9 protein-coding genes and 1 riboswitch are annotated in these 11,919 nt (G+C 58.7%); of the genes, 5 read left to right on the top strand and 4 right to left on the bottom strand.

Annotated features, from left to right (window positions below):
- The first annotated feature begins 186 nt into the window (after positions 1-186).
- From ABLV52_RS09240 to rsmJ, 3 genes are all read left to right on the top strand, one after another.
- On the top strand, positions 187-1,458 hold the full coding sequence (locus tag ABLV52_RS09240) for a phosphatase PAP2 family protein (protein ID WP_348890299.1): 1,272 nt from the start codon (positions 187-189) through the stop codon (positions 1,456-1,458).
- A 182-nt stretch (positions 1,459-1,640) separates the two neighbouring features.
- On the top strand, positions 1,641-3,683 hold the full coding sequence (gene prlC / locus ABLV52_RS09245) for an oligopeptidase A (protein ID WP_044524999.1): 2,043 nt from the start codon (positions 1,641-1,643) through the stop codon (positions 3,681-3,683).
- Positions 3,684-3,690: 7 nt separating this feature from the next.
- Entirely contained in the window at positions 3,691-4,443 is a 753-nt protein-coding gene (gene rsmJ / locus ABLV52_RS09250) for a 16S rRNA (guanine(1516)-N(2))-methyltransferase RsmJ (RefSeq protein WP_186977370.1), read from the top strand.
- Between the two features lie 264 nt (positions 4,444-4,707).
- Here the strand turns inward: rsmJ and dtpB are convergent, their stop codons facing one another.
- Both dtpB and uspA read right to left on the bottom strand, forming a co-directional pair.
- Positions 4,708-6,183, bottom strand: a complete 1,476-nt coding sequence (dtpB, locus tag ABLV52_RS09255) for a dipeptide/tripeptide permease DtpB (RefSeq protein ID WP_032454295.1) — start codon at positions 6,181-6,183, stop codon at positions 4,708-4,710.
- Between the two features lie 255 nt (positions 6,184-6,438).
- Positions 6,439-6,876, bottom strand: a complete 438-nt coding sequence (gene uspA, locus ABLV52_RS09260; protein ID WP_004145166.1) for a universal stress protein UspA — start codon at positions 6,874-6,876, stop codon at positions 6,439-6,441.
- Positions 6,877-7,258: 382 nt separating this feature from the next.
- On the opposite strand from uspA, the gene uspB reads away from it, so the two are divergent.
- A complete protein-coding gene (gene uspB / locus ABLV52_RS09265; RefSeq protein WP_002921203.1) occupies positions 7,259-7,594 on the top strand; it encodes a universal stress protein UspB in 336 nt (111 codons plus the stop codon).
- A gap of 59 nt (positions 7,595-7,653) precedes the next feature.
- Here the strand turns inward: uspB and pitA are convergent, their stop codons facing one another.
- A complete protein-coding gene (gene pitA, locus ABLV52_RS09270; RefSeq protein ID WP_004204940.1) occupies positions 7,654-9,150 on the bottom strand; it encodes an inorganic phosphate transporter PitA in 1,497 nt (498 codons plus the stop codon).
- Between the two features lie 229 nt (positions 9,151-9,379).
- Between pitA and ABLV52_RS09275 the strand changes: the two genes are divergently transcribed.
- Positions 9,380-10,573, top strand: a complete 1,194-nt coding sequence (locus ABLV52_RS09275; RefSeq protein WP_032454294.1) for an NAD(P)/FAD-dependent oxidoreductase — start codon at positions 9,380-9,382, stop codon at positions 10,571-10,573.
- 37 nt (positions 10,574-10,610) lie between these two features.
- Here the strand turns inward: ABLV52_RS09275 and ABLV52_RS09280 are convergent, their stop codons facing one another.
- A complete protein-coding gene (locus ABLV52_RS09280; protein ID WP_023291272.1) occupies positions 10,611-11,624 on the bottom strand; it encodes a magnesium transporter in 1,014 nt (337 codons plus the stop codon).
- 56 nt (positions 11,625-11,680) lie between these two features.
- Positions 11,681-11,862, bottom strand: a riboswitch (M-box (ykoK) riboswitch).
- Positions 11,863-11,919: the final 57 nt, after the last annotated feature.

Below are 11,919 nucleotides of genomic sequence, written 5' to 3' on the forward strand. Positions count from 1 at the left end.
GAGATTCCGGGAAATAAACAAGTTAACCGATAGTTTACCGCAGATCGGCCGAGATTACCGCTGCGCCGCCGCGCTGTTTCATTTCTGCCAAAAGCGTTGCAAAACATAACGCTGTCATAAAAGCGTCAAACGGCCGCGCTAGCGTCGGAGACAGGCAAGGTAATTGTTTGAATAAAAGGAAAAATAATGAAAAAGCAACTCTCGCTGCTGGCCGTCGCGCTGCTGCTGGCGCAACCGGTTCTGGCTAAAGACATCCCGCTGAACAGGGCGGCGGCCCTCGCCAATAGCGTGACGCCGGCTGCCTCCAGTCAGGCGTATGACGATCTTGAGCAACAGGCGCTGGCGCAGTTGCGCCACGCGCTGCAAGGGGATGCCGCGACGCTGACCCGCGATCGGTTGGCGCACACGAAACAAAACAAAACCCAGGCCGATACCGCCTGGCTGAAGGCCAGCGGCTACGACTTCCAGACCCGGGCAAACCAGCAGGCGGATATTGCGCTATTGTCGGCGTTCAGCCGTCTGCCGGAGACCGTCGAGAAGCAGAACCTGGCGACGGTGACCGCCATCAACCGCGACGCCGTGCAGACCACCCGCCGTCAGGCGCTGGCCGATGCGCAAGGGATTAGCTACCTCTATTTCCTCAGCGACGCGCTGGGGCCTCGTCTGGGCAACGCGTTTCTGACCGCCTATGACCAGGGCGCGCTGGGGAAAGCGGCGGCGCTGATCAAAGCCTCGGAAGTCAGCACCGGCGAGGCGAAAAAGCACTTCCACAATCCGCGGCCGTTCCTGGTCCAGGGCAACACCATTCACCTGGTGCCGGACGACGTGGTGGTGAAGGATAACCAGCCCTATACCGCCGACGGCGGCTCGTTCCCCAGCGGCCACACCAACACTGGCTATACCGATGCGCTGCTGCTGGCGGCGATGATCCCGGAGCGCTACGACGCGCTGGTGGCGCGCGGCGCCCGCTATGGCTACTCGCGCATTGTGCTGGGCGTCCACTATCCGCTGGACGTGATCGGCTCGCGGATGGTGGCCGAGCGCAACGTGGCCCATTATCTTAACGATCCGCGCTACCGGGTATTATTTAACGAAGCCCGCGATCAGCTGCGCGCCGCGCTGGCGAAAGCCTGCGGTACGTCGCTTGCCGAGTGCGCGAAGAGCAGCGTGAAAGACGATCCCTGGCGCGATCCGGCGATGCGTGATTTCACTCGTTTCGCCATGACCTACGACCTGCCGCGGCAGAAGGGGCCGCAGCCGCGCCTGCAGGCGCCGGAGGGGGCGGAAGTGCTGCTGGAGGCTGCTCTGCCGCAGCTGTCAGCGGCCCAGCGTCGGGCGCTGATGGTCAACACCGCGCTGCCGGCGGGCTACCCGCTGTCCGGCGCCACCCCCGAACAGCAGTTCTGGCTGCGGTTGAATCTGTCGGCGGCCTGGGAGATGGCGCAAAAAAGGCATTAATGCGGTTTCCGGCACGCTGCGCCGCGTGTCGCGCTTTTCCGGCAACGGGCGGACTTATCGCAGCAATACCCAGGCTGACGCACCGCCCGTCATTGAAATTCCCCCAACTATCCCCCATTCTAGATCTCATGCATAAGCGCCGGACGCGCGCTTCACTCACCCTTTTCAACAGGACAGCGCATATGACCAATCCATTACTGACGCCTTTTTCCCTGCCGCCTTTTTCTGCGATCAAACCAGAGCACGTGGTCCCAGCGGTCACCAAAGCGCTGGAGGATTGCCGGGCCGCGGTGGAAAGCGCAGTGGCGCACGGCGCGCCGTATAGCTGGGAAAATCTTTGCCAGCCGCTGGCGGAAGTGGACGATGTGCTGGGACGCATCTTCTCGCCTGTCAGCCATCTCAATTCGGTAAAAAACAGCCCGGAACTGCGCGAGGCCTACGAACAGACGCTGCCGCTGCTCTCCGAGTACAGCACCTGGGTCGGCCAGCATGAAGGCCTGTATAAAGCCTACCGCGATCTGCGCGATGGCGATAACTACGCCACGCTGAATACCGCGCAGAAAAAAGCGGTGGATAACGCGCTGCGCGATTTCGAATTATCCGGTATTGGCCTGCCGCCGGAGGCGCAGAAACGCTACGGTGAAATCGCCGCGCGCCTCTCTGAGCTGGGCAACCAGTACAGCAACAACGTCCTTGACGCCACCATGGGCTGGAACAAGCTGGTGACCGACGTCGCCGATCTGGCCGGTATGCCGGAAAGCGCGCTGGCCGCCGCTCAGGCGCAGGCCCAGGCCAAAGAGCAGGAAGGGTATCTGCTGACCCTGGATATCCCGAGCTACCTGCCGGTGATGACCTACTGCGACAATCAGGCGCTGCGCGAAGAGATGTACCGCGCCTACTCCACGCGCGCCTCCGACCAGGGGCCAAACGCCGGTAAATGGGATAACAGCCCGGTGATGGCGGAGATCCTCGCCCTGCGCCACGAGCTGGCGCAGCTGCTGGGCTTTGACAGCTACGCCTTTAAATCCCTCGCCACCAAAATGGCGGAGGATCCGCAGCAGGTGCTCGATTTCCTCACCGACCTGGCAAAACGCGCCCGTCCGCAGGGCGAAAAAGAGCTGGCCCAGCTGCGCGCTTTCGCTAAAGCCGAGTTCGGCGTCGAAGAGCTGCAGCCGTGGGACATCGCTTACTACAGCGAAAAACAGAAACAGCATCTCTACAGCATCAGCGATGAGCAGCTGCGCCCCTATTTCCCGGAAAACAGAGCCGTTAACGGTCTGTTCGAAGTGGTGAAGCGCATTTACGGCATTACCGCCAAAGAGCGTACCGATGTCGACGTGTGGCATCCGGAAGTGCGCTTCTTCGAGCTGTATGACGAACACAACGAGCTGCGCGGCAGCTTCTATCTCGACCTGTATGCCCGCGAGCACAAGCGCGGCGGGGCGTGGATGGACGACTGCGTCGGCCAGATGCGTAAGCTGGATGGTTCCCTGCAGAAGCCGGTCGCCTACCTGACCTGTAACTTCAACCGTCCGGTCAACGGCAAACCGGCGCTGTTCACCCACGACGAAGTGATCACCCTGTTCCACGAGTTTGGCCACGGTCTGCACCACATGCTGACCCGCATCGATACCGCCGGAGTTTCCGGCATCAGCGGGGTGCCGTGGGACGCGGTCGAGCTGCCGAGCCAGTTTATGGAAAACTGGTGCTGGGAGCCGGAAGCGCTGGCCTTTATCTCCGGTCATTATGAAACCGGTGAACCGCTGCCGCAGGCGCTGCTGGAGAAAATGCTGGCGGCGAAAAACTACCAGGCGGCGATGTTTATTCTGCGCCAGCTGGAGTTCGGCCTGTTCGATTTCCGCCTGCACGCGGAGTACAAGCCGGAGCAGGGGGCGAAAATCCTTGAGACCCTCGCGGAGATTAAAAAGCAGGTCGCCGTGGTGCCGGGCCCAACCTGGGGCCGCTTCCCGCACGCCTTCAGCCATATCTTCGCCGGCGGTTACGCGGCGGGTTACTACAGCTACCTGTGGGCCGACGTGCTGGCGGCAGACGCCTTCTCACGCTTCGAAGAAGAGGGGATCTTCAATCGCGAAACCGGTCAGTCGTTCCTCGATAACATCCTGAGCCGCGGCGGTTCTGAAGAGCCGATGGTGCTGTTCAAACGCTTCCGCGGGCGCGAGCCGCAGCTGGATGCGATGCTGGAGCATTACGGGATCAAGGGTTAAGTCTGCGGTGAAGATCTGCTTAATTGATGAAACGGGCGCCGGAGACGGCGCCTTATCTGTTTTAGCCGCCCGCTGGGGGCTGGAGCAGGATGACGATAACCTGATGGCGCTGGTGCTGACCGCTGAGCATCTGGAGCTGCGTAAGCGCGATGAGCCCAAACTCGGCGGTATCTTCGTCGATTTCGTCGGCGGGGCGATGGCCCACCGGCGCAAGTTTGGCGGCGGCCGCGGTGAAGCGGTGGCCAAAGCGGTCGGTATTAAAGGCGATTATCTGCCGGATGTCGTCGATGCCACCGCCGGATTGGGGCGTGACGCCTTTGTGCTGGCGTCGGTCGGCTGTCGCGTGCGGATGCTGGAGCGTAATCCGGTGGTCGCCGCGCTGCTCGACGATGGCCTGGCCCGCGGCTATGCCGATGCGGAAATCGGCGGCTGGCTGCAGGAGCGGCTGCAGCTGATCCACGCCTCCAGCCTGACGGCGCTGACCGATATTACCCCGCGTCCGCAGGTGGTCTACCTCGACCCGATGTTCCCGCATAAGCAGAAAAGCGCGCTGGTGAAGAAAGAGATGCGCGTCTTTCAGTCGCTGGTGGGGCCCGATGTAGACGCCGATGGCCTGCTGGCCCCGGCGCGCCAGCTGGCGACCAAACGGGTGGTGGTGAAGCGCCCGGATTACGCGCCGCCGCTGGCGGAAGTCGCCACGCCGAACGCGGTGGTGACCAAAGGGCATCGGTTTGATATATACGCCGGCACGCCGGCGTAAATTTGCAATCTATCAGGCAACGCGCCGTCATGTTGCCGGGTGGCGGCTACGCCTTACCCGGCCTACATAATCATTTATATATCAGATGGATATCATTCCCGCATGCCGGGCGAGCGGAGCGCCGCCGGGCAAGATATCCAGTGCCGTACTCGTCATGTTGCCGGGTGGCGGCTGCGCCTTACCCGGCCTACATAATCATTTATATATCAGATGGATATCATTCCCCCAGGCCGGGCTGAGAAAGGCGTAAACCGACGATCATCTCTACCGCTCAGCTTCCCCCGGGGTATTAATCATCCGGTTCAGCCACGGCACCATCAGCGCCATCACTACCGTGACCCCCAGGGTCACCAGGCCAATTTTACTGAACACGCTGGTGTAAACGGGCAGCGTCTGCAGCGGGTCGGTGATATTTTCCGGCACCGCGGTGAAGGTCGCCACATAGCCGCCGAGCAGGAACGCGGCGGCCTGGGTCAGGAACCACATCCCCAGAATAAAGCCCATCAGATGCTGCGGCACCAGCGCGGCGACCATCGCCAGCCCCAGGGCGCTGATCAGCAACTCGCCCAGGCTCTGGAACAGATAAACCAGCACAATAAACCACGGCGAGGTTAATCCCTGGGCGTCGGCGAACCACATCCCGGCGGCCGCGGCGGTAAGGAAGCCCAGCGCGCAGAGGAACATCCCGAGGGTAAATTTCACCGGCATGGTCAGGTCTTTACCCTTGTGGCCGAGATGGGTGTAGATCGCCGCCAGCACCGGGCTGGCCACCACCACCCAGAAGGGGTTCAGGGCCTGGAAACTGACCGGGTTGATGGTAAAACCCAGGATCTGATGATGGACGTTATTGATGGCGAAGAAGTTCAGCGAGGTCGGCATCTGGGCGTAGAGAATGTAAAACAGCACCGCCTCGATCATCAGGATAAAGGCGACGAACATTTTGTTGCGGCCGGTTTTATCAAGGCGAAACGCCTCGCGGAAAAAGAACGCAATGACCACGACCGACAGGACAATCAGCACCAGGTTGGCGATCATCACGTTATGCATCAGCCAGGCGCAGAGAAAAATCATTACCACCGTACCGGCCAGCACCAGCGCCAGATTGCGCAGGCTGAGGGGGCGATGATCGGGCTCGGAACCAATCTCTTTCACCATCCCGCGGCAGGCGAGGTAGACCAGCAGCGCGATAATCAGCCCCGCGCCGCACAGGTTATAGGTCACCGCGTAGCCAAACTTTTCCGCGATCACCGGCGCCAGCGACAGCGACAGCAGCGAACCGATGTTTATCGACATATAAAACAGGGTAAACGCCCCGTCGAGACGGGCATCCTTCGGCGGATAGCATTTTGACAGCAGGCTCGCCGGGTTGGCTTTAAACAAACCGTTGCCGACGGCGATGGTGCCGAGGGCGATAAAGATCAGCTGCGGTTTCAGCAGCGACATCCCGGTCATAAAGTAGCCGATGGCCAGCACAATCGCGCCGAGCACCAGCGTGCGTTTGGTCCCCAGCAGATGGTCGCCCACGTAGCCGCCGATGGAGATCAGCCCGTAAACCAGCGCCGCGAAGGCGCCGAAGGTGATAAAGGCCTGTTCCTGAGAGAAGCCCAACTGTTTAACAAAGAAGACCGCCAGGATCCCCTGAACGCCGTAATAGCCAAAACGTTCCCAGAGCTCCACAAAGAAGATCATAAAGAACGGACGAGGTTGCTGCAGCAAGCCCGTAGGTGCAGTTGTATTCATATTCCTTCGCCTTGTATTACTTTCCCAAAAAGTATGAACGCGTATGCCAGAACGCGCCGAAAATGTCTGATAACTCGCCATGCTGCGGTTATTGGCTTATTGAATAGATTATTATATAGATGTTTTAGTGAATAACTGGTTGATCACACTAATTGAATGGCTTTTTTATGGAGTTAAGCTCTATTGTCTGGCGAGGCGGAAGCGAAAATAAAAACGCCCGCAGCGGCGGGCGTCTGGCATGACACAACGGGACGGTTATTCGTCTTCTTCGTCGCGTAGCGGGACAATCAGCATGTCGACATGGACGGTGTTGATCAGCTGACGGGCAGAGGACATCAGCTTGCTCCAGAAGTCCTGATGGTGGCCGCAGACCACCAGGTCCATATCATATTTTTTAATCGCATCAACCAGCACCTGGCCCAGGTCGCCGCTGCCGCTCAGGGTCTCGGTGATCGGGTAGCCGGCGTTGGTCGAGAGCTCGGTCAGCGCGTGATGGGTCTCTTCGGAGATGCGTTTTTGCATGTCGCCGAGGTTCACGTCAATCAGCCCGGTGTAGAGGTCGGAGTAATTCACATCCACGTGGATCAGGGAGACTTTCGCGTTATACGGGCGGGCCATAGAAACGGCTTTTTCAACCAGTACTTTACTCTCCGGGGACAGGTCTACTGCAATCAGAATATGTTTGTAAGCCATAGTGTTACTCCTTCCATAAGTTTGTCGATGACCATTGGACCTGACAGCTGGCGCTGCCGTTTCGCCCGCGTCCTGCGTGCTACATTCGCGGGAGGGTAGCCTTTAAGGACTTCATTGTAGAAGATATTTCTTACCTTATAGCGCCCCCCGCACTCCGTCAATGCACTGGGTTCACCTAAAAGTTAAACAAATTTATCCGTCTTACGTATTGATAACGAATAACCTTGTGGTAAAAAAATTAATGGATCTCCTACACTATTTAATGAGCCGGTCGGAAAAATAAATGTGATCGGAATCGCACTCTTTACGGTATTGTCGTCGGTTATTTGGGGAGCGGTAGCCGCGGAGGGTTTCTCCGTGGGCGGGTCGCCGGGGAGGAGGTATGATCAGCACTATTGCGCTGTTTTGGGCCCTGTGTGTCGTTTGTGTGGTGAATATGGCACGCTACTTCTCATCGTTGCGTGCATTATTGGTTGTGCTACGTGGTTGCGATCCCTTGCTCTATCAGTACGTCGATGGCGGCGGCTTTTTTACCTCGCACGGGCAGCCCAGCAAACAGATGCGCCTGGTGTGGTATATCTATGCCCAGCGCTACCGTGACCATCATGACGATGAATTTATTCGTCGCTGCGAACGTGTTCGTCGCCAGTTTATTCTGACCAGCGCCCTGTGCGGCCTGGTGGTGGTGAGCCTGATTGCGTTGATGATCTGGCACTGACGGCATCTTCGGGATAAAAAAACGGGCCAGCAAGCTGGCCCGTTTTGAACGAATAGCGCTTAAATCAGCTTCAGGGAGAGCCAGTAAAGGACGCCTGAAAGGATAATCGCTGCCGGCAGGGTCAGCACCCAGGCCATCAGAATGCTCGTCACCGTCTTTTTCTGCAGACCACCGCCATCCACCAGCATCGTCCCCGCTACCGAGGAGGAGAGTACGTGGGTGGTGGAGACCGGCATCCCGGTGTAGCTCGCCAGACCGATAGACACCGCCGCGGTCATCTGTGCCGACATCCCCTGGGCGTAGGTCATGCCCTTCTTACCAATCTTCTCACCGATAGTGGTCGCCACGCGGCGCCAGCCGATCATGGTGCCAATACCCAGCGCCAGCGCGACCGCCATGATAATCCAGATTGGCGCGTACTCGATGGTGCTCAGCATATCGGTTTTCAGTTTCTTCAGCAGACGCTGGTCGTCAGCGCTCACGTCCGGCAGTTTCGCCACTTTGTCGGTAGTGTCGGAGATGCAGAGCATGATGCGACGCAGCTGGCCGCGCTGTTCCGGTTTTAGCGACTCGTAGTTCTCAACGCCGGTCAGCATGGTCTTCACGCGGTCAAGGGCGTTGATGGTGTTCGCCGGATGACAATGAAACTCGCCGTTGGCCGCGGTATTGGTGTCCGGAGAGGGAACCAGCTGGTCAACGCCGGTGGCTTTCTTCAGCAGGTCAGGGCGCTGCTGGAAGAAGGTTTCCACGTTGTTGACCGCATCGCGGGTACGGGTGATTTCGTAACCGGAGGCGTTCATATTCACCACGAAGCCCGCCGGGGCGACGCCGATCAGGACCAGCATCACCAGACCAATGCCTTTCTGTCCATCGTTAGCGCCGTGAGAGAACGACACGCCGATAGCGGACAGGATCAGGGCGATACGGGTCCAGAACGGCGGCTTTTTCTTGCCGTCTTTCTTTTCACGCTCCGCTGGGGTCAGGTGGATACGCGCCCGTTTCTTGGTGCCGCTCCAGTAGCGACGCAGCAGGAAAATCAGGCCGCCCGCGATCACCAGGCCGACGATAGGCGAGATAATCAGCGATCCAAAAATGCCGATGACTTTCGGGATATTCAGCGCGTCAACGACCGACGTACCGGTCATTAAGGCATTGGTGAGACCGATCCCGATGATAGCGCCGATCAGCGTATGGGAACTGGATGCCGGCAGGCCGAAGTACCAGGTGCCGAGGTTCCAGATGATCGCCGCCAGCAGCATAGAGAACACCATGGCGAGGCCATGTGCGGAACCCATGTTAAGCAGCAGATCGGTCGGCAGCATATGCACGATGGCATAGGCTACGCTGAGACCCCCCAGCAGAACGCCGAAGAAGTTGAAGAGCGCCGCCATCGCCACAGCGAGCTGTGAGCGCATAGCGCGAGTGTAGATAACCGTAGCCACCGCGTTTGCGGTATCATGGAAACCGTTAATCGCTTCGTAAAACAGTACAAAAGCTAAAGCAAGCAATAATAATAGTCCGGTATGTAAATCCAGACCGGCAAATAAATGTAGCATAGGACGTTACGCCATTTTGAGGACATGAACGCGGCGCATTATCAGTGACTTTAGCGGCGCGGGCAAAGTGAAATATAGACTTTTTTTGATTTTCTTCCTGTTTAGGTTTTACCCTGTTGGGAGTAATCCTATATCTTTCAATGATGTATCTAATGCGGGATTTTTCCCGCTGGTGTGACCAGAGTGAAATATTTACAAAACCCGACAATTGGGGAACGAGGAATGCGCTGTGGAAAGGTTTGATGCCATTGTCGTTGGCGCCGGAGCGGCGGGAATGTTTTGCGCAGCGCAGGCGGGGCAGCTCGGCTGTCGCGTTCTGCTGCTCGACAACGGCAAAAAGCCGGGGCGAAAAATTCTGATGTCCGGCGGCGGTCGCTGCAACTTTACCAATATGTATGTTGAGCCGGCGGCCTATTTGAGCCAAAACCCGCATTTTTGCAAATCTGCCCTGGCGCGCTACACCCAGTGGGACTTTATCGAGCTGGTCGGCAAATATGGCATCGCCTGGCATGAGAAAACCCTCGGTCAGCTGTTTTGCGATGATTCGGCGGAACAGATCGTCAATCTGTTGCTGGCGGAATGCGAAAAGGGCGGCGTGCAGATCCGCCTGCGCAGCGAAATCCTCAGCGTCGAGCGCGACGAGCAAGGCTACCGGCTCCAGGTGAACGGCGAAACGCTGGCGACCAAAAAGCTGGTGATCGCCTCCGGCGGCTTGTCGATGCCGGGCCTTGGCGCCTCGCCGTTCGGCTATAAAATCGCCGAACAGTTCGGCCTGAAGGTGCTGCCGACCCGTGCGGGTCTGGTGCCGTTTACCCTGCACAAGCCGCTGCTTGAGCAGCTGCAGGTTCTCTCCGGCGTCTCGGTGCCGTCGACCATCACCGCCGAGAACGGCACCCTGTTCCGCGAAAATCTGCTGTTCACCCATCGCGGCCTTTCCGGACCGGCGGTGCTGCAAATTTCCAGCTACTGGCAGCCCGGCGAGTTCGTCACCGTGAATCTGCTGCCGGACTGCAATCTTGAAGACTTCCTTAACGAGCAGCGCGGCGCGCATCCCAACCAGAGCCTGAAAAACACCCTCGCGATGCAGTTGCCGAAGCGGCTGGTGGAGTGCCTGCAGCAGCTGGGGCAAATTCCTGATGTCACGCTGAAGCAGCTGAACGTTCGCGACCAGCAGGCGCTGGTGGAGACGCTGACCGCCTGGCGCGTGCAGCCGAACGGCACCGAAGGCTACCGTACGGCGGAGGTGACCCTCGGCGGCGTGGACACCAATGAGCTCTCGTCGCGTACTATGGAGGCGCGCAAGGCGCCGGGCCTCTACTTTATCGGCGAAGTGATGGACGTCACCGGCTGGCTCGGCGGGTATAACTTCCAGTGGGCGTGGTCTAGCGCCTGGGCCTGCGCGCAGGCGCTGGTGGACGCTTAAACTAAGGGCCCGGGCATTCGGCGCCCGGGCGTGTAGGTTAGTTCAACCCAAGAAAATACTGGGCGATTTTAAAATAGATGATCAGTCCGGTGCCATCGATCAGCGTGGCGATAAACGGCGCGGAAACCACCGCGGGGTCGATGCCGATCCGTTTAAGCACCATCGGGATGACCGACGAGACAATCGCGCTCCACAGGGTAATGCATACCAGCGTCAGGCTGACGATCAGCGTGATTTCCATGCCGATGCCCATCATCCAGGCGCGCAGGCAGCCCGCCAGCCCCAGCGTTAAGGCAATCAGAAAGGAGGTCGATACCTCTTTGCGGATCACCCGCCCCATATCGCGCAGCCGTACTTCTCCCAGCGCCATCGAGCGCACCAGCGTCGAGGTGATCTGCGTTCCGCTGTTGCCGCCGGTACCGATGAGCAGCGGAATAAAGAAGGCCAGCGCGATGGCCGATTCCAGCGCCTCTTCGAAATGCTGCAGCACGCTGCTGGTGTAGGCTTCGGCCACAAACAGCAGCAGCAGCCACACCGAGCGTTTCTTCCACAGCGTCCAGGGGCTGATGTCCAGATACGGTTTTTCCAGCGGCAGCGTCGCCCCCTGCAGCTGGGCGTCCTCGGTGACGTCATCCTCCAGCAGATGGGCGATCTCCTTTTCCATCAGGCAGCCGACCAGCTCGCCTTTATCGACGACGGGAACCAGGTCGAGGCCGCGCTCGTTGAGCTCGGCTATCACCTGCGGGCGTTCATCGTCAGGTTTGACGCGGAACAGGCAGCTGTCCATCAGGTAGCGGATAGACTGCCCGACATCCCCTTCCTGCAGTAGCTTTTTGACCGACAGGCTGCCGCGCAGCTTCTTGCCGGCGACCACAAACACCTGGCCGGGAATATCATCGCTGGTGAGCTGTGAGATAAAGTGCTCCCGCGCTTCATGGACGCTGAGATGTTCCTGCAGCGTAATAAAGTCGGTACGCATGTACTGGGCGATGGCATCGCCGTCGAAGCCAGAGGTCGCCTGATGAGCGGCGCAGAGTTGAATGGAAGACATGATTAAAATCCCTATAAAAAATCACTCATAGGGGCGAACAAGACAGGGTTAGCGCAGGCAGATCCCTACGTCCTGGTTTTAGCACTGCATAACGTATCTGAACGGTCATGACCGCCAGAAGTTACCTTGGCAACACCTTGATTCGATGGAAGCCTGTATTTCCCTGAGTGGTCTCTCTCGATACCAACAGGGCGGTAACTTGTATTTATGCAGGAGCCTCGCCATAACGAGATCGTTAAATGAGGCGCCATTATTGGCGAAGAGGGATAATTCACAAGGCGTATAGTTTAGGTGG

The sequence above is a fragment of the Klebsiella sp. GB_Kp056 genome (genome assembly GCF_040064755.1).
GTDB classification, from domain to species: domain Bacteria; phylum Pseudomonadota; class Gammaproteobacteria; order Enterobacterales; family Enterobacteriaceae; genus Klebsiella; species Klebsiella quasipneumoniae.